This is a genomic window from Candidatus Saccharibacteria bacterium oral taxon 488, assembly GCA_010202465.1.
Classification (GTDB): Bacteria; Patescibacteriota; Saccharimonadia; order Saccharimonadales; family Saccharimonadaceae; genus Nanosynbacter.
Map to the genome: position 1 here is coordinate 374873 of CP047919.1, position 17519 is coordinate 392391.

The 17519-nt window shown below is 53.6% G+C and carries 18 protein-coding genes, 1 tRNA gene and 1 other annotated feature; of the genes, 6 read left to right on the forward strand and 13 right to left on the reverse strand.

The genetic code is table 11. From position 1 onward, the window contains the following. Window positions 1-50: 50 nt before the first annotated feature. From GWK76_01980 to GWK76_02000, 5 genes are all read right to left on the reverse strand, one after another. Window positions 51-566: a hypothetical protein gene (locus tag GWK76_01980; GenBank protein ID QHU92087.1), complete on the reverse strand. Its 516-nt coding sequence runs from the start codon at window positions 564-566 to the stop codon at window positions 51-53. A gap of 236 nt (window positions 567-802) precedes the next feature. Next, a complete protein-coding gene (gene rplL / locus GWK76_01985; GenBank protein QHU92088.1) occupies window positions 803-1180 on the reverse strand; it encodes a 50S ribosomal protein L7/L12 in 378 nt (125 codons plus the stop codon). A gap of 155 nt (window positions 1181-1335) precedes the next feature. Next, window positions 1336-1860 carry a 50S ribosomal protein L10 gene (rplJ, locus tag GWK76_01990; GenBank protein ID QHU92089.1) on the reverse strand — a complete coding sequence of 175 codons (525 nt, stop codon included), beginning with the start codon at window positions 1858-1860 and terminating at the stop codon, window positions 1336-1338. Between the two features lie 92 nt (window positions 1861-1952). Continuing rightward, window positions 1953-2090 (reverse strand) — a sequence feature (ribosomal protein L10 leader region). A 102-nt stretch (window positions 2091-2192) separates the two neighbouring features. Further along, entirely contained in the window at window positions 2193-2879 is a 687-nt protein-coding gene (rplA, locus tag GWK76_01995; protein ID QHU92557.1) for a 50S ribosomal protein L1, read from the reverse strand. Window positions 2880-3330: 451 nt separating this feature from the next. Continuing rightward, the gene (locus GWK76_02000; protein QHU92090.1) at window positions 3331-4182 is read right to left on the reverse strand and encodes a hypothetical protein; all 852 of its coding nucleotides are present in this window, start codon (window positions 4180-4182) and stop codon (window positions 3331-3333) included. Window positions 4183-4746: 564 nt separating this feature from the next. On the opposite strand from GWK76_02000, the gene GWK76_02005 reads away from it, so the two are divergent. Then, on the forward strand, window positions 4747-6036 hold the full coding sequence (locus GWK76_02005) for a phosphopyruvate hydratase (protein QHU92091.1): 1290 nt from the start codon (window positions 4747-4749) through the stop codon (window positions 6034-6036). A gap of 51 nt (window positions 6037-6087) precedes the next feature. On the opposite strand, the gene GWK76_02010 is transcribed toward GWK76_02005, so the two are convergent. Beyond that, the gene (locus tag GWK76_02010) at window positions 6088-6648 is read right to left on the reverse strand and encodes a threonylcarbamoyl-AMP synthase (protein QHU92092.1); all 561 of its coding nucleotides are present in this window, start codon (window positions 6646-6648) and stop codon (window positions 6088-6090) included. 66 nt (window positions 6649-6714) lie between these two features. Beyond that, window positions 6715-7140, reverse strand: coding sequence for a 50S ribosomal protein L11 (gene rplK, locus GWK76_02015; GenBank protein QHU92093.1), 426 nt, complete (start codon window positions 7138-7140; stop codon window positions 6715-6717). 65 nt (window positions 7141-7205) lie between these two features. Here rplK and GWK76_02020 point away from each other — a divergent pair, with 65 nt between their 5' ends. Continuing rightward, on the forward strand, window positions 7206-7775 hold the full coding sequence (locus tag GWK76_02020; protein QHU92094.1) for a hypothetical protein: 570 nt from the start codon (window positions 7206-7208) through the stop codon (window positions 7773-7775). 39 nt (window positions 7776-7814) lie between these two features. Here GWK76_02020 and nusG read toward each other — a convergent pair whose 3' ends face one another. The 6 genes from nusG to GWK76_02050 form a co-directional block, all read right to left on the reverse strand. Further along, window positions 7815-8363 (reverse strand): transcription termination/antitermination protein NusG, encoded by a 549-nt coding sequence (gene nusG / locus GWK76_02025; protein QHU92558.1) that lies wholly within the window; start codon window positions 8361-8363, stop codon window positions 7815-7817. A gap of 9 nt (window positions 8364-8372) precedes the next feature. Then, window positions 8373-8759, reverse strand: coding sequence for a preprotein translocase subunit SecE (gene secE / locus GWK76_02030; protein QHU92095.1), 387 nt, complete (start codon window positions 8757-8759; stop codon window positions 8373-8375). 85 nt (window positions 8760-8844) lie between these two features. Then, on the reverse strand, window positions 8845-9975 hold the full coding sequence (locus GWK76_02035; protein ID QHU92096.1) for a hypothetical protein: 1131 nt from the start codon (window positions 9973-9975) through the stop codon (window positions 8845-8847). 21 nt (window positions 9976-9996) lie between these two features. Then, window positions 9997-10695, reverse strand: a complete 699-nt coding sequence (locus tag GWK76_02040; protein QHU92097.1) for a DUF45 domain-containing protein — start codon at window positions 10693-10695, stop codon at window positions 9997-9999. 9 nt (window positions 10696-10704) lie between these two features. Continuing rightward, window positions 10705-11298, reverse strand: a complete 594-nt coding sequence (locus tag GWK76_02045) for an AAA family ATPase (protein QHU92098.1) — start codon at window positions 11296-11298, stop codon at window positions 10705-10707. A gap of 95 nt (window positions 11299-11393) precedes the next feature. After that, window positions 11394-12929, reverse strand: a complete 1536-nt coding sequence (locus tag GWK76_02050) for a DUF11 domain-containing protein (protein ID QHU92099.1) — start codon at window positions 12927-12929, stop codon at window positions 11394-11396. A gap of 155 nt (window positions 12930-13084) precedes the next feature. Between GWK76_02050 and GWK76_02055 the strand changes: the two genes are divergently transcribed. The 4 genes from GWK76_02055 (at window position 13085) to GWK76_02070 (ending at window position 17466) form a co-directional block, all read left to right on the forward strand. Further along, a tRNA-Trp gene (locus tag GWK76_02055) sits at window positions 13085-13159 on the forward strand. 163 nt (window positions 13160-13322) lie between these two features. Further along, window positions 13323-14534, forward strand: a complete 1212-nt coding sequence (locus GWK76_02060; GenBank protein QHU92100.1) for a glycosyltransferase — start codon at window positions 13323-13325, stop codon at window positions 14532-14534. Further along, window positions 14525-15742 carry an alpha-amylase gene (locus GWK76_02065; GenBank protein ID QHU92101.1) on the forward strand — a complete coding sequence of 406 codons (1218 nt, stop codon included), beginning with the start codon at window positions 14525-14527 and terminating at the stop codon, window positions 15740-15742. Before GWK76_02060 ends, GWK76_02065 begins: the two co-directional genes overlap by 10 nt. After that, window positions 15742-17466, forward strand: coding sequence for a hypothetical protein (locus GWK76_02070; protein QHU92102.1), 1725 nt, complete (start codon window positions 15742-15744; stop codon window positions 17464-17466). Before GWK76_02065 ends, GWK76_02070 begins: the two co-directional genes overlap by 1 nt. Window positions 17467-17519 lie beyond the last annotated feature (53 nt).

The following is a 17519-nucleotide window of genomic DNA, read 5'->3' on the forward strand; positions in this document are numbered from 1 at the left end:
CAAAAGCCGCCCGGTAACCGCCCGGGACGGCTTCAAATGTCAAAAACGGTCTATAGTGGCGCTTCGACAGCTGCCCAGGTGGCGTCCGGATTGTCATCAGGGATGATGATGGTGACTTGGTCGCCGACTTCGATGCGGAAGAAGGTGACGCTGGCGAGCAGGATGCGATATTCACGGCCATTGGCTTCGACGTAGTAAACGCCGTCGTGTTGGACGAGCGTACCGATGACTTGTTTGCGCGAGACCGGGCCGATTTGTTTGTAGATAAAGCTGCCGTCTTCGGCGATGGTTAATTTCAAGATGTCGCCCTCGACGAGCTTGGACTTTGAGGCGTAGTTCGCCGGGATTGGATAATTCTTGCCATCAGGCCCCATCATCATTTGACCATCAAACACACCCTCGATTATCTTGCCGGCAACATCGTCCGACGAGGTTTTCGGCGTGACGACTTGTCCATCGTCACCAACGATGCTGATCAGCAGCTCCTTGGCTGCTGCTAAGTTAGTTTCTGCTTCTTGGATGAGCGTCCTGAGGCGCTTCACTTGCTTTTCCGGTAAATCAGACATATGGCTCGCATTCCTTGTCTATTTTTGATAGTACGTGAGAGTAATATAGCACTAATTATGTGAGTGTGCAAGTCCCGCCAGTATATTCGCATCGGCCAACGGCTCGTCTTTCCACAAGGACAACAGATAGTCAGGCAAAAATGTGGTAATTTTTACCCTTGCCAATAAAACACCGCCCGTGGTATAAGCTCCGGGCGGCATTTCTCTACGAAAACAATCGGTCGTTTCACTCAAAATTAGCTTAACTCAACGCTAGCGCCGGCGTCTTCCAAAGTCTTCTTCGCAGCTTCAGCTTCGTCCTTTGACACCTTTTCCTTGACTGGTGCTGGTGCGCCGTCGACGATGGCCTTTGACTCACCGAGGCCCAAGCCGGTGATTTCCTTGACTGCCTTGATGACAGCAACTTTTTGAGCACCTGCGTCCTTTAGGGTGACGGTGAACTCAGTTTTCTCGTCTTCTGCGGCAGTCTCGCCACCAGCAGCCGGACCAGCAACAGCCACTGCAGCAGCAGCTGGCTCAATGCCGTATTCATCTTTCAAGTGATTCTTTAATTCGTTAACTTCCAGAACTGTCAACCTGGTCAGTTCTTCAGCCAATTTCTTAATATCAGCCATGATATGTCTCCTTAATTATTGATTATTATCATCTCGAGTTATCCAATCTTCAACGCCTCCTCTTTTCGCGCCGTGCGCCTTGAATGGCGCTCGGGCTGCAACGCTATACCGGAGCTTATGAAGACCGAATAACTCGAGATGATTGATTGCTAAACTTAAGCCGCAGCTTTGGCTTCGATGCCGTCCAAGAGCCCGTGCAAATTGCCGCCAAGCGCGCCCACAGTGTCGTGGACTGGTGAGAGCAGCTGTGCCACAACTTCGGCGATAAGCTGGTCTTTGCTTGGCAGGCTCGCCAGCGCCTTGATGTCAGCTTCGTTGATGCTCAAGCCTTCACCTGAGAAGCCACCGGCCAACTGCAGTGCTGGATGCGTCTTTGCAAACGTGTCCAGAACTTTGGCTGGCATGACCTCATCTTCGGCGCTAATGGCGTAAACCAATTGGCCAACCAATAAGTCAGTCTCGGCTTCTTTGTAACCGTCAACGCCCTGCAATGCTACGCGTACCAAGCGGTTTTTGACAACCTTGATGACCACGTTTGCCTCGCGGGCAGCCTTGCGCAGCTCTTGTAATTCAGCCACGCTCAGGCCCTGGTACCGCGCAAATGCCGTACCTTTGGCATTCTTCAGCAGCTCGGTTAGTTCAGCAACCAAAGTTTGTTTTTTATCGCGTGAAATTGCCATAAAAATCCTTTCTTTGATTGGTTCTTGCGTGATTCGACCGATTTGTTAACGTGCGGTAATGGAGAATCTGGTTCTCATTTTCTGGGCATTAGCCAGGCAAATAAAAACGTCTTTGATTCTCGCACTACCAAAGACGTCAAATAAAACTGTTCGTTTCATCCCTCGGCGGCATGTTTACACCTCAGTTTCCTTCGGTCGCGCGCTGTCTTTGGTAATGTTCATTAGAATTGTAGCAGAAATGACAACGGGATGCAAGACAATGCTGGTTTATTTTTCAGGAATATGAAAACGCGCCCTGCTTAATGCGGAGCGCGTTTGTATAGAAACTGGTTTTACAGCGAAGTCTCGACCTTTATGCTCGGCCCCATAGTGGTGGCGACGGCGATAGATTTGACGTAAATGCCCTTGAAGCTGGATGGCTTTTGGGCGTTCAGACTGGCGAGGAAGGCGCGAGTGTTTTCTACCAGTTTGTCGGCGCCAAACGACACTTTACCAACTGCCAAGTGGACGATGGCTTGCTTATCGACGCGGTACTCGACCTTGCCGGCTTTGGCTTCGGATACGGCTTTGGCGACGTCGGTAGCGACGGTGCCGGACTTGGGATTCGGCATCAAACCGCGCGGGCCGAGCAGCCGGGCGTACTTGCCAAGCTTCGGCATGTATTGCGGCGTGGCGACCAAGATATCAAAGTTCAATTCTTCCTTGTCTAGCTGCTTGAGGAATTCCTCGTCGCCGATGATGTCTGCGCCAGCTTTCTTAGCGGCGGCATGTTCGGTTTCTGGCGCGAAAACTGCTACGCGAACGTCTTTGCCAGTACCATGCGGTAGTGCTACGGTCGAGCGGACGTTCTGATCGGCTTGGCGCGGATCAACGCCCAGGCGAACGTGAATTTCAACGCTGGCGTCGAATTTGACCGGGCTGGTCTCAGCCGCCAGCTTCAGTGCTTCGTCAAGACTGTACAATTTATTTTTCTCAATCTTCTTTGCTGCTTCCTGGTATTTTTTGCCGCGGCGCTCCAGGCGCGGACGCGTGATCGGCTTCGGGCCTTTCTTAACATGCGCTTCGGCGTCGTCGGACTGCGGCGTGGTGTCGCCGGCTTCTTTGCGGGCTTCCTTTTCGGCTTTTTCGGCAGCCTCATCGAGGGCTTTTTGGCTGCGCTTACCAGCCTTGGCGACGACAGCTTCGCGCTCGGCGATGACGTCTTTGTCTTTGGTTTCGTGCGGCTTGCTGCTCTCAGGCGCGCCTGCTTCAGCTTCGGCAATTGCCGCCTCAATCTCTGCGATAGTATTCTTGTCGCTGACTGCTAATTGTAGTTCTGCTGCTTTCTCGAGCAGCTCGGCTTTCTTGGCCATACTAATCCTTTCTGTGGTACAAGCGGCGACTCGCGACCTCTCGGGCGAATCTGCCTCCCAGCATTGATTTGATGATAGTGGAATTATACCTGAAATAATGCAGTAAAGCAACTATGGTTTATGCTGCGAGAGCATCTGTGTCGCCGCTGTTACGGCGCATTAGCTTCGAGAGAAAACGACGATCTGGGATAACATGAATAGTGGTATTATCGCTAGCTTCCAGTGAAAGGGCAACCCGTGGAGCTGGCTCATCACTGGTGTGGTCGGTGATTACACTAAAGCCGGTGGATCTCATGCCGTTAAATTTGCCATACGGAAGTCTAACTCCCTCCCCTGTAAATGTAGACCCTTCACCGGAAAACGACCCACTCTTACAGAAATCTTCGCCCAATTGCTGAGTCAATGTTTGTACGCCCCAAGCGATTATTGCAGCACGGTCGGCGGGTGAGGTGGCATATTTGGCGGCATTTTCTATGTCGAGTATTGTCTCGTGTATCTCGGGATTTATGGCTTGAGCCGAAAAATAATTCGCCAGCAAATCAGTTGGTAGATGGACATCAAATTGGAGAATATTGCCGACTGTCTCTTGGGAGAGCAGAAAATGATGCGTACCTTCCCAGGAACGAATAGCCAGCGCTGCCAGTGTTTGTGGGCGCTTATTGACTGTAAATGCTTTAGCCTCTGGTGACAGGAGCTCTCCTTTTAGTTGGCGGACAGCTAGCTCATCGCTCTCAGTAACATTTGTGATAGTCACTGACGAGCCGATGTAGTCGTCTGGGAAGTGCGGGGTGATATGCTGCTTGATTATGTTTTCGGGATCCCTATTCGGCGGGAGGTGCTCTCCTCTCTTCGTTACTTCTGTTTTAGCGGCGAGTGCTTGATTAGCTTCACTAACTCCTCGCCGAAAGTTTGGGCTACTTAGTACAGACAGCCCGTCGGCTATTGGTGAATGATAACGTCTTTCTCCCATAATTAACTACAAGTGTAGATGAGAATACATTATTTTGCAAGTAATTTGACATACCTGCAACGTAGCGGTACAATTATGTAACTATGAGTAAGGCGGAATTTTTAGGTAGGTGCAAGGACTGTCCGATTGCTGGGCCAGCTTGCGAGAATGTAGAGAATAGACGGTAGGCTGCCAAGGAGGCTGCAGAGTTAGCCCTGAAGGGGTTGAGCAATAATCCAAATATTCAACTTTTTCGAGATGACGGCGTGCAGGTTGATGTTGCAGATCTGGATCCTGAGGTCGTAGGAGAGCTTAATAAAGATCTACGTAGTCAGGTAGCCGGGCTGTTTTGATGAGATCGATGAGTCTGGAGATCGCGTATTGCGGTTTGCCGAGAAGTGTCCCGGTCCAACGACAGCTCGATTTCGGGCAAAGAAGACGGGCCGCTTAGTAGAGGTGACGGTGTGTAATAGCCCTGCACTGCCTTGGCAAAGTAGCGGAGAGGGAAACATAGAGCCTGTACGAGTGAGGCGAAGGTCGTAACCCGCTTGCCCCTGCTCTTTTATCTCTGCTACAATAGCAGGTATGAACAATATCACAATCACAGACATTCACGCACGACAAATTTTAGATTCTCGGGGCAATCCGACGGTGGAGGCCGATGTTCGGCTGAGCGATGGCTCGTTCGGGCGGGCGGCGGTGCCGTCGGGCGCCAGTACTGGTTCGCACGAGGCGGTTGAGCTGCGTGACGGCGACTTGGCGTATGGTGGCAAGGGTGTGCTCAAGGCGGTCGAGCATGTCAACACTGAGATTGCGCGGGCGCTGCGTGGCATGGATCCATTTGCGCAACATCGGGTTGATGAGCGGATGCGGCAGCTGGACGGTACGCTGAATAAGGGGCGGCTTGGAGCGAACGCGATCCTAGCGGTCAGCCTAGCAGTTGCCAAGGCGGCGGCTGAGTCTAAGGGTATTGAGCTTTTCGTCTATGTCAATCAGCTGGCGAATGCCGGCACGATGAGCCTGCCGATGCCGATGATTAATGTGATGAATGGTGGTCAGCACGCGCTTGGTGCGACTGATATTCAGGAATACATGATCATACCAGTCGGCGCATCGACGTTCGAGGACGCGATGCGGATGAGTGCCGAGGTGTTTCACGTGCTGGCGAAGGTACTCAAGGCCGAGGGCTACCCGACGACTGTTGGCGATGAAGGCGGCTACGCGCCACATGTGCGCGGCGGTAATATGGAGCCGGTCAAGCTGCTAGCACGGGCGATTCAGCAGGCTGGCTATAAACTGGAGCAGGACTTTGCCTTTGCTCTTGACGTGGCCTCGAGTGAATTCCATGAGGGCAATGGCCGGTATCGGCTGGAGACGGAGCATCGCACGCTTGACGTGAATGGTATGATCAAGATGTACAAGCAGCTGCGGGCTGAGTATCCGGTGGTGTCGATCGAGGATGGACTGGATGAGGAAGCTTGGCACGACTGGCAGACGCTGACGACGGAGCTTGGCTCGACGACGCAGCTGGTCGGTGATGATTTGTTAGTGACGAATGTGATGCGGCTGGACCGGGCGATCGCTGAAAAGGCCGGTAACGCGATTTTGATCAAGCCAAATCAAATTGGCACGCTGAGTGAGACGATTCAGGCGGTGATGATGGCGAAAAAGGCCGGCTGGAATACGGTGATGAGCCATCGCTCGGGCGAGACCGAGGACGTGACAATTGCTCATCTGGCGGTCGGGCTCGGTACGGGCCAGATCAAGACTGGCTCGATGTCGCGTTCAGAGCGTATCGCCAAGTACAACGAGCTGATGCGCATCGCCGAGATGCGACCAGAGCTAGAGCTGGTGCGGCCGTTCAAACAGTCGTAGTTCATAGGTTACGAGACAAGACGTCGGACGCTTGGTCAGCTGTAGTGGAAATTATTGCCGCAAGGCAACCAGCTGCCCGTCGTCGGTAAATGTGATGATCCGTGAAGGCATTACCCCTGTCACTTCCCCGCTGTCAACGTAGACAGCCACCTGGTCGCCGAAATAGGCGGTTGCTTCGTTGACTGTAGTGGCTGGTGGCTGCCCTGCGAGGTTGGCGCTTGGTGCCAGCAGTGGGCCAACTAGCCGAATTAGCTCAGATAATGCTGTGTCTGGTGGTACGGCACGAAATGCCAAGGTTGCGTCAGTACGCACTAGGTGCGGCATAAAGTCAGGGCTAACCCGGGCAGCAATAGTGGTCGGCCGTTCGTGGCGTAGCTGGTCATAGATATGCCGCTGCTTGGTGGTGAGTTCGGGAATGTTGTCGGCGCTACTAAGCAGGATGATGCAGGATTTGGTGCGGTCGCGCCGGCGTACGCGGTACAGCTCATCAACTGCCCTCGGGCTATCAGCTCGAGCGAGCAGGCCATAAATAGTGTCAGTTGGTGCCACGACGAGTTTGTCAGCTCGCAGCGCCTCGATAACGGTGGTATCAAGTAAGTTTTTGGTAATCACCAAATGATTATACCACAATAAAATTGCTCCCACGGCAGGGAGCAATTTTGGATGAACAGGTGTAAATTAGGCGGCGATTTCTACGCCCATTGAGCGAGCGGAACCAGCAACGACTTTCATCGCGCCTTCGATATCGATGGCGTTTAGCTGATCCATTTTTGTTTCGGCAATTTCCTGAAGCTGTGCGCGAGTGATGGTGCCGACCTTTTCGGCGTGTGGCTTGCCTGAACCCTTTTGGATGCCGGCTTTTTCGCGGATCATGTCATCGACTGGCTGCCCCAGACTCTTCCACGTAAAGGTGCGGTCTTCAAACACCTGAATGTGGACGATAACGTCCTTGCCCATCATATCTTTGGTAGCGTCGTTGAATGGATTGATGAAATCCATCATGTTCAGCCCCCACTGACCGAGGGTTGAACCGACTGGTGGCCCGGCGGTTGCTCGTCCGGCAGGGATGCGTAATTTTAGATTACCGATAACTTTCTTTGCCATAGTTTCCTCTTATTTTTCCGTGCGTAACCACTGTATTATAACGAAAATTGTGCTAGAATACAAGCATGAACGCTCGCAGCATCAAGCCGGTTCGTCGCCTAATCAACATGTTTGGGGCGCTCGCTTACAGCCTGTTGATTTTTAATTATGCGGTTATCGTCGGTGCTGGGTTGTTGTGGCTGGCGCGTAGTGGCCTACTCATGCAGCTCGGTGTATCGCCAGAGACAGTCCAGCCGGCACCCACCCCGCCGACTACGCCGAGCGACACGACGCCTCGTGCGGTACCGTTTCTCCTTCAGGTGGTGCAGCTGGTGTTGATGTCGGTAATGACGGTGGCGGTTTTGGGTGTGGTGGTGATGCTACCGTATTGGCTGGGGCGCTGCGGCTCGTATCTGTTGAAGCGCAGCATTCGATTATGTCACAGCCAAGTGACGCTGGCGACCTTGTTATTTGGCAAGATATTGGCGTGCGGCATCGGTACGGTGCCAGTGCTGATCATGGCGATGTATGATGCTAGGCAGTGGCCGATCGCGGCGGTGCTACTGGGAGTAATTACGGTGGCGCTGGTCCTCTTTGCCACGCAACACTACCTCGCCAAAAGTAGCGAGGTAGTTGAAGCCAAAGATGTTTGGTAGCTTGGTGGTGTATCGCTGCGCGGCTAGATGATCAGGCAGCTAGACTTTCTTGACCTGCAGCGCGTCCAGCTCGACTGGTGTATCACGGCCAAACATACTGACCATGACCTTGATCTTGCCCTTGACGGCGTCAATTTCTGCGATTGAGCCATCAAAGCCCTTGAACGGCCCGTCAATGATGGAGACCACTTCACCGACCGAGAAATCGATCTGATGCTTTGGCTCTTCGACGCCCATGCGCTTTTTGATCTTGGCAATTTCTTTGTCCGACACCGGTGTTGGCGTGGTGTCAGCACCAACGAAGCCAGTCACGCCCGGCGTGTTGCGGACGATGTACCACGTCTCGTCGGTCAGCTTCATCTCGACCAGCACGTAGCCCTGAAAGATCTTGGCATCGACAACCTTGCGCTTGCCGTTTTTGATCTGAATTTGCTTTTCTTTCGGCACCATGACGTCGAAGATTTTGTCGGCCATGTCGACGCCGTTGATGCGCTGGCGGATGGACTCAGCAACCTTTTCCTCGTAGCCCGAGTAGGTGTGAATGGCGTACCACGAGCGAGTTGAATCGTAGCGATTTGATGACATAATTTCCCTTTCCTATTTCAAAATTTGATTAAAGCCCCAGTTAAAGCCGGCGTCAAGCAGCAAGATCAGCACCACAAAGATCAACGTAAACACCAGCACCGCCGCCGTCATGCTCCAGGTTGCTGAGCGAGTCGGCCAGCGTACCAATTTGAGTTCCTGCCACGCGCCCTTGAAGTAGCCAACGTCACCTGATTTTTTCAATGATTTTTTGGCCGTAGTTTTTGGTTGCTTTGGTGAGGTGCTGGTCGCTGCCACCGTTTTTTTGGCGGTCTTACTGGTGGTTTTTTTGGTGGTTGCGGTTGATTTTGGTTTAGTTGGTGACGGCTGCTTCGTCTCGTCATCTTTCGCGGTGATGCGGCGAACCCTCGTCTTTGATTCTGCTGCGTTTTTTTGAGCCATAGTTTCTCCCAATTTAAAAAGTCTGCTTCTTAGCAGACTGTCAAGTCTATTGTAGCGTGTTCGAAGCGTGATTGCAAGGGCGGTCTCACGCGGACGTGGGCTGATCGGCCAGCTCAAAGCTAAACGTCGAGCCGTGATTGAGTCGGCTTTTGACAGAGATGGTGCAGCCGAGTTTGTGCGCTAATTTGCCCGCAACGTACAGCCCCAGTCCGGTGCCGCTGGTCTCGCGGGTGCGGTAATCCTCGGCCCGGTAAAATCGCTGGAAAATCTTTTTTTGGTCTGTCTTGCCGATGCCTATCCCGGTATCGATTACCGCAAATTGCACGACGCCGTTACGCCGGTGCATCCGCAGCGTCACCCCGCCACGAGGCGTGTATTTGATGGCATTGATGATGAAGTTTTGTAATAGCTCGGTCAAGTACAGCCGCGAAACCTTGATCACGCCAATCTGCGCACTCACGTCGAGGTCGAACCGTAACCCCTTCTCGGCCGCTCGCGGCGCAAACTCACTGTGTAACGTGCTGGCCAGCTCCATCAGATTAATCGTCTCCGTCTCGTCCGCCGCCCCACGCTCAGCGCGCGATAAGGTGCCAAGGTCATTGATCATTTTAGCGAGGAACATCACTTGATCGTGCGCCGCCACCAGCGCCTCATGCACCTTTTGGGTGTAGCCTTTCTCGGCGAGCAGTCGAGCGTTATCAAGCGCTCCCTCGGCGATCGCCACCGGTGTGCGCAGTTCGTGGCTAACGACACTGATGAACTCATCACGCTCCTCTTCGAGACTTTTTATCTTGGTGACGTCACGCAGAATTAACACATAGCCGTCGGTACTCGAGCTGCCGCCCAAAATCGGCGCAAAGGTCGCCTCCAGTCGCAAATGATCGCCATCGCTGAGTGGCATGATCAGGTCGTCACGGGTGCGGATTGAGGGTGACTTACTGAGCTCCTCAAACACGTCGATCGGTGTACCGCTAAGCGTCTGCAATTGAAATGTCTCGCTAATGTGATGACCGTGCAGCGTGGCGTTAGTGTCCAGCAGGCCGATCATCGCCGCATTATAAATCGTGATCACGCCGTGAGCGTCAGTACTCAGCACCGCGTCGGTCAAGCTGTTTACCAATGTCATCATCTGGCTATGCTCTGGCGCGGCTTTCGTCTCATCGCGTCCGCATTGCTGACTGCGCCCCATGCGCCACCTGCCCATCCCTTGTCTCATATGATTTTAGTATAGCACATGCTACACGTGCGGTGTATGGTTTTTCAGTACCGCTCGGTGCGTTTTGTAGGCCGGGTCGATGGCTGCGACCTCTCGCCAAAACGCGTCAGAGTGATTCATCTGGCGGGTGTGAGCCAGCTCGTGAATCAGCACATAATCAAGTAGCTCAAACGGCAGGTTCATCAGCGCGATGTTCAGGCTAATCGTGCCGCGCGACGAGCAGCTACCCCAGCGGCTCGAGGCGTGCGTCAGCTTGACGGTTTGATAGGAAAAGCCGTATTCCTCGGCCAGGAACTTCAGTCGCCGTGGCAGGTAGCTTTTGGCTTCTTTGCGTAGCGCTGTGATGACGACTTCACGAATGCGCTGCTGGATGGCTGGAGTAGCGATGTTGGTGCCGGGCGGTAGCTTGACAAGGATGCGGGTGCCGGAGCGCTTGATAATGGGTTCAGTGAGCGTGGGCTGGGTCTCAATGATCAGGTGGTGGCTTTTACCAATTGATTGGTCGTGCGTGTAGTAGTGACCCTGTTGATGCTCGCTCAGGAACTCGCGAATACGCGGCCGGGATGATTTGATGAGCATTTTTGCTGCGAGCAGCGGTGCGTACGTCGGTAAGCTAATCCGCAGCTGCCCGTTTGGCGCGACTTTCAGTGACACCTGACGCGCCAAGTGCGAGCGCCTCACCGTGATTTCGCCAAACTCAGCGTCGGTAATGGTTGGCATACATAGCTCCTAGCTGATGCGAACGCGGCTGAGTACCGGACGTTGCGGACGGCGCTTGGGAGTATCAGCCTGGGCGGCTTGCGGTTGAGTCGGAGCGGCTGTAGTATTCGGGTGCACGTCGGCCAGGCGCTTGAGCAAGGTGCGTGCCTGCGTATTATAGGTGTGACGACCACTGATGACGACGCATGGCTCGCTGGGGTGCGGCGATGAGAATTGTTTGATTTTAGCGTCGAATGTTGCCTCGTCGTTATCATTGGCCTTGAGCCAGCGCATCTTGGCGGTCGCCAGGTCAGTCTGTACCCAGACAAAGAGAATCTTATAACCAGCAGCGCGGGCTGTCTTGGCGAGCTCAACCCGCCAAGCTCGCTTCTCTGTCGCCCCTTCAAACACGATGGTTTGATGGGTCTTCATTAATTCTTTAAGTAGTGCACCGCTAGCGTAATTAACGGCCGCCTCATCATCGGATAATGCCGCTAAGATACTAGAGTCCAAATGCGGCGCATGAAACATCTCAGAAAACTCAGCCGCGAATTGCGACTTGCCCGCCCCCGGCACGCCCACCATGGCAATGATGTGAGGAGAAGAAAGTTGCAAAGGTTTCATATATGTTAGTATACACAAAAAATCCCCCTTATCCAAGGGGATTCTCGCCTGAAACCTCGCGCTTCAGAATATAGATTCTCGGAGCGGTCAGTCTCTTACAGGTGGCGTCGGCTGGCGACGTATGCCAGGGCTGAGGTAACCAGTGCGCCCAGACCCAGGCCGCCGAGTACCATGTCGGTCATACCAGTTCGTGGTAGTGCGGTTGGTGTTGGTGGGGTTGGGGTGGTTGGCTTTGGATTACACTCTTCGCTGTCAATACCGACGAATCGCTTGGTGTCTTCAGCTTCTTTCTTGGTAACTTCGCGGATGGTCTTGGTAGTGACGTCACAGACCTTGATCTTTTCACATTTACTCAGATCAGTGGTGTATGGTGGCGTGTTCTCTTTGCCCTTTTCGACTTTCTCGATGACACCAGTCTGGACGTTACATGCTTCAACTTTTTCTGGTACATCGACGGTTGCGTTATCGCAGCTATCTTTGTCGCCAGGAATCTCTGGGGTATCAACGCAGGCGGTGTTGACGACCTTGCCAGTAACTTGTTCTTTGATGGTTGCCGTGATGGTAAAGGTCTTTGATGCGCCCTGCTTGAGTTCAGCAATTGTTGCTTTCCAGGTATTGTTCTGGAGCGTGCCCTCAGATGCTTTCAGGAAGGTAACACCTTGTGGCGCATTGTCGGTGACAACAGCGTTCTTTAGGTCAACGTTACCGGTGTTAGTGACGGTTACCTGGTATGGGAATTCGTTGCCGACTTGGACGGTCTTGTGCTTGAGGCCATCAACCTTTTTCTCGATTTTGATGCCAGGGTTAGCCTTTGGCGTTTCTGGCTGGATGGTGAACTGCTTGACACAGTCGTTGCTGGTGCGATCACCAAGGCTGGTTGTGACTGTGACGCGAGCGGTGTAAGTGCCCGCTTCCTTGATGGTAGCGCTGGTCTCGCTGGTCAGCGCTGAAGTAGTGTTGCTGCGTGAGAAGACTTCCTTGCCTGAAGCATCGGTGATGCTAAAGGTGTATGACTTGACAGTTGCGCCATTCTCGACTGTTGCGTGAGCCTTCAGGGCGACCGTGTTAGTCTGACGATTAATGACTGGCTGGTCAAGTGCTTTACAAGTAGCCACTGGCTGTGGTTTCGGTTTTGGTGGCACAACAACGTTGGTGGCGACAACCGGGTTACCGCACGGTGTCATGATGGCGAACTTAAAGCGGCCCTGCTCATCAAGTCGGATAAATGCCTGCTGTGCGCTACCCATGCGGCTGGCTGGGACGACCTTGGCGTTGGTGCCTGAGATCGGTGTGCCGCCGCTGATGTTGCGGATGGCTGTCCGAGCGTTGGTGGCGACAACGGTGCCGTTGTCGAGGCGAACCTCGCCGTTACGGTAGACTGCGCCATTAGCGTAGTTGCCGCTCAGCATCTCGTAGGAAATACCGAACGCGCCATAAATTGTTGATACGCCTTTGTTGAAATATCGTTCGCGCATCTCTTGTACCGACATGGTACCACAATACACCACGGCGTACTTGTCACAGTCGCGGGTATTGTCAATTGTTTCTGCGTTGGCGTAGTAGACCAGTCCTGCTCCGAAAGCAGCGACCAGCGACAGCGCCACGATCTTAAGCTTTGTACTTAATTTCATAACATCCTCCTCACTGGTTGTTTCCCCAATATTATCACACAAGCATTATTTTGTCAATAACTTATATCACATTTTTTCAAAATAGTTAGTTTGGGTCAGTTTGCAGAATATTTTTTTCTGTTATAATAGATGAGCTAACCCGTTAGCGGGACGATAGGGGCATAGTTCATCGGCTAGAATGGCGGTCTCCAAAACCGCAGAGGTAGGTTCGACTCCTACTGCCCCTGCCACAATTTATGGCGTGACGACTTGATGAAAGTCGTTTTTTAATGGCTTGCTGTAGAATTGACGGCGCATATCAATTCGTCTCTTGTGAAAATAATGCCTTGATCTCGTGAAAAATTGCCAGATGTGCTTGAAAAAGCATAAGCGGCGGTCTATACTGTAAATAAGATGAGAATTTTGATGCTAGGGTGGGAGCTTCCTCCGCACAATTGTGGCGGCCTCGGTGTGGCGTGTTACCAGATGTCAAAGGCGCTGGCAGCGCATGGTATTGCTATTGATTTTGTTGTGCCCTACACGGCCGAGCATCCGAATATTACCCATATGAACATTCATGCGGCCTCGCCGCTGCCGCCGGGCTATCATGACCTTGGGGCGTACGATCATGGTGTCACGCCAGATACTGAGGATAGCGATGAGCACGGACTTGAACCGATGCGCCGACTGCAGCGTCGCTATGGTACGTTTGTCAGGCAGTTTGCTCAGTCACGTCCACCAGATGCCATCCACGCTCATGACTGGTTGACGATGGAGGCTGGTGTGATCGCCAAGGAGGTGTCGGGCGCACCGCTGATCGTTCATGTGCATGCTACTGAGTTTGATCGCTCGGGTGAACATTCGGGTAACCCGTTAGTGCATGAGATTGAACAGCAGGGGCTGATGATGGCAGATCGAATTATCGCGGTTAGCCGTATCACCAAGGATATGATTGTCAAGAATTATCACATCCCGCCAGATAAAGTTGAGGTAGTATATAATGCGATTGACCTGGCTGATCTGCCGCCGCATGAGTACGACACGGCGACATATAAATACCTCGAGGATCTCAAGACTGATGGCTATACCATTGTTGGTGCGTTGACGCGGCTGACGGTGCAGAAAGGGCTGACCTATTTTGTGCGGGCGGCAGCTAGAGCGCTAGAGCGCTACGACAAGATCGCATTTTTGCTATCGGGCGATGGCGAGCAGCGGGATGAATTGGTAGCGTTGGCGGCACGGCTAGGTGTTAGTGACCGGGTAATTTTCACTGGTTTTGTTCGTGGCAAGCAGTGGCGCGATGCCTACTACCTGATCGATATATTTATCATGAGTTCGGTATCAGAACCGTTTGGGCTGACGGCGCTGGAGGCGGCGCATCATGATACGGCGCTGCTCATCAGCAAGCAGTCAGGTGTTGGCGAGGTGCTCCATAACATCATGCGGTTTGACTATTGGGATGTTGATAAGCTGGCGGACGAGATCGTCAATATTGCGCGCTCGCCGGGCCTGCAATCGGCATTAAAGCGTAATGTCAAGGATGAATACGCTCGGCTGTCGTGGCGGGATGCCGCCGAGCGATGCGTCGCGCTGTATCAAGCATCGGCTCAAAGGAGGTGGGCATGAGCCGGGGTATCACCCTCTATCTCCACGTGCATCAGCCGTGGCGGGTGCGGCGATATAGTATTTTTGACGTAGCAGCGCGGCATGATTATTTCGAGACCAATGATCCGGCTCAAAACAACGAGCTGATTTTTCACAAAGTCGCTGAGAAGTCGTATCTGCGGATGAATGCTCTATTGGAGGAGCTGCTCAGGCGGCATCATGATTTCAAGCTGTCGCTGAGCATCAGCGGTGTGTTCCTCGAGCAAGCGGAGCGCTTTAACCCAGCGGTGATCGAGAGCTTTAAGCGGCTGATTGCCACTGGCAAGGTCGAATTGGTATCAAGTCCGTATTATCACAGCCTAGCGTTTTTTTATTCGCGACCCGAGTTTGAGGAGCAAATTCGTCGCCACCAGCAGAAACTGCGCCAGCTGTTTGGCGTCGAGACCACGGTGCTCGCAAATACCGAGCTGGCGTACAATAACGACCTCGCTAAGTGGGCGGAGGCGGCTGGCTTTAGTGGTGTGTTGGCCGAAGGTTGGGATGATGTGCTAGAGTGGCGTAGTCCGAATTATGTGTATCGGCCGGTCGGCACGGAAACGATCGGGCTGCTGCTCAAGAATTATCGCCTGAGTGACGATATCGCCTTTCGGTTTAGCAATCGGTCGTGGGCGGGTTGGCCACTGACGGCAGAAAAATATCGGACGTGGCTGATGGAGGCGACGGCCGAGGCGCCGCTGGTTAATTTGTTCATGGATTATGAAACCTTTGGCGAGCACCAGTGGTCGGATAGCGGTATTTTTAGCTTTTTTGATCAGTTCGTTGCCTCGTGGCTCGAGGTTAGTGATAATACGTTTTATACGGTGTCTGAGGCGCTGGCGGCGCATCGGCCGGTTGGTGATATCAGTATGCCAGAGACGGTGACTTGGGCGGATAGTGAGCGCGATTTGACAGCGTGGAATGGCAATGACTTGCAGAAGGAGGCGCTGCGGTATCTGTACGAGCTGGAGGCCGACGTACTGAGGAGTGGCGATGAGCAGCTGATCGCCGATTGGCGGCGATTGCAGTCGTCTGATCATTTCTATTATATGTGTACCAAGTGGTTTACTGACGGCGATGTCCACGCCTATTTCAGTCCGTATGATTCGCCGTACGAGGCCTTCCTCTATTATGTTAACGCAATTCGCGATGTGCGCTGGCGGCTGAGCGCGCATCGGTACGAGAGGTTTTGATGTCGGTGCTACTAGCAAATGGCAGGTTGGCGATTAGGCTCGATCAGTTTGGTCGAGTGAGTTCACTGTCGTTCCCGCACGTTGGCCGCGAAGTTCAGAATCGACAATCCGTGCATCGGATCGGCGTGTGGGTAGACGGCGAATTTTCGTGGATTGATGATGGATCGTGGCAAGTGACGATGCGACTGCCGCAGGGGGCGCTGGTGGCGCACACGGTGCTCAAGCATGAGCGGCTGGGGTTGGTGCTGGAATGCGATGATTTCGTTGATAGCAAGGTCAATGTATTTGGTCGTAATATTCACGTGGTCAATCTGCGAACTGAGACACGCCAGGTGCGGTTGTTTTTGCATCAGGCGTTTCGGCTGCACGACGATGGTCAAGCGATTGATACGGCGCAGTATGTCGAGGCTTCGCGGGCGCTGCTACATTATCGCGGGCGGCGGGCGTTTGCCGCTGGCCTACGGACGTTTAATGGGCGTGATTTCGATCGGTGGACGGTCGGGCGATTTGGCGCTGGGCTGGATGGAGCGTGGCGTGATGCGGAGGACGGTGAGCTGGCGGGCTGTCCGCATGAATATGGCATGACTGACTCGGTGCTAGGCTGTTCGCTACGGCTAGCGGCGTTGGCGTCGGATCGCTGCACCTATTGGTTAGCGGCGGGGACGTCGATCAAGGAAGCATTGGGGCTGCACGAAAAGACGCGCAGTATCGGCTTGGTGCGGAGCTTGGCGCGGACAACGGATTTTTGGCACAAGTGGCTGAGTCCAGGTTTTCGCGCAGTGCAGAAATTGTCGCCAGCCCACCGCCAGACCTTCGTTAATTCCCTGCTGACACTACGGGCTCACGCAGATGAATCTGGACTGGTACTGACTGATGACGCGGCGGGCAGTTGTCGTCTGCGCGACGCGGCGTTTGCGCTGTGGCCACTGATTCGGCTGGGGTATGGCAATGAGGCGGCGATGTTTTTCGAAGCTTGCCGGCGGATATTTGAGACTGATGGTTACTTTGCGCCAGCGTATTATACGGATGGTGAGCCGGTGGCGACTGATACCGCGTGGAGTCAAGACCGGCCGCCAATGCGACTGGCGGATGCGGCGGCGGTACTATTTATCTTCTGTCAATTTGCGACGTCGCGAGTTGGCATGGAGCGCTCGCGGCAGCTATATCAATCGGTGGCCGCCAAGGTAGCGACATTTTTGACGGATAATTGGGACAATCCAGCAGCGGACGACGACACAGCGTTCGTTTGGCAGTTGTCGCGCGCGGCGCTGGAACAGGCGAGTGAACTCGCGCAGCAACATGACGACCCAGCCAATGCGGTGCAGTGGCGAACCTGCGCTGATGATATTAGCACGCAACTGGCGGGACGTGGTGCTGATGAGGTAACGATGGATGCGGTGTATGCTGCCTATATGTTTGGCGTTGAGGGCGAGGCTGAGCGGACAAAGCAGCTGGTCACTGAGGCGGTGCAAACCTTAGCGGCAGTTGATGGTCTGTTTAAGCGACGGGCGGATGACCCCAATAGCAGCGTGGTTGCTAGCCTGTGGCTGGCGCAATACTACATCGAGACAGGAGAGATGGCGCGAGCAGAGCGAATCGTTGACTTGATCCGCGAGCGGCGCATTATGAAAACTGGCGCAGTGAATGAACAAAGCGTATCGTCGGTGGTGGCTTCGGCTGAATACGTCAATACCCTGCTCGATATGATCGTGGCTCAGCGCTGAGGTTAGCGTAGGGGAATTAAGCCGGCCTACTGATTTGGTCGTTTGTCGCAAAT

Excerpts from the sequence above, each read along its gene's own strand:
- GWK76_01980 (QHU92087.1), bottom strand. The coding sequence starts at position 566 with ATGTCTGATTTACCGGAAAAGCAAGTGAAGCGCCTCAGGACGCTCATC.
- rplL (QHU92088.1), bottom strand. The coding sequence starts at position 1,180 with ATGGCTGATATTAAGAAATTGGCTGAAGAACTGACCAGGTTGACAGTT.
- rplJ (QHU92089.1), bottom strand. The coding sequence starts at position 1,860 with ATGGCAATTTCACGCGATAAAAAACAAACTTTGGTTGCTGAACTAACC.
- GWK76_02000 (QHU92090.1), bottom strand. The coding sequence starts at position 4,182 with ATGGGAGAAAGACGTTATCATTCACCAATAGCCGACGGGCTGTCTGTA.
- GWK76_02005 (QHU92091.1), top strand. The coding sequence starts at position 4,747 with ATGAACAATATCACAATCACAGACATTCACGCACGACAAATTTTAGAT.
- rplK (QHU92093.1), bottom strand. The coding sequence starts at position 7,140 with ATGGCAAAGAAAGTTATCGGTAATCTAAAATTACGCATCCCTGCCGGA.
- GWK76_02020 (QHU92094.1), top strand. The coding sequence starts at position 7,206 with ATGAACGCTCGCAGCATCAAGCCGGTTCGTCGCCTAATCAACATGTTT.
- secE (QHU92095.1), bottom strand. The coding sequence starts at position 8,759 with ATGGCTCAAAAAAACGCAGCAGAATCAAAGACGAGGGTTCGCCGCATC.
- GWK76_02035 (QHU92096.1), bottom strand. The coding sequence starts at position 9,975 with ATGAGACAAGGGATGGGCAGGTGGCGCATGGGGCGCAGTCAGCAATGC.
- GWK76_02040 (QHU92097.1), bottom strand. The coding sequence starts at position 10,695 with ATGCCAACCATTACCGACGCTGAGTTTGGCGAAATCACGGTGAGGCGC.
- GWK76_02045 (QHU92098.1), bottom strand. The coding sequence starts at position 11,298 with ATGAAACCTTTGCAACTTTCTTCTCCTCACATCATTGCCATGGTGGGC.
- GWK76_02050 (QHU92099.1), bottom strand. The coding sequence starts at position 12,929 with ATGAAATTAAGTACAAAGCTTAAGATCGTGGCGCTGTCGCTGGTCGCT.
- GWK76_02060 (QHU92100.1), top strand. The coding sequence starts at position 13,323 with ATGAGAATTTTGATGCTAGGGTGGGAGCTTCCTCCGCACAATTGTGGC.
- GWK76_02070 (QHU92102.1), top strand. The coding sequence starts at position 15,742 with ATGTCGGTGCTACTAGCAAATGGCAGGTTGGCGATTAGGCTCGATCAG.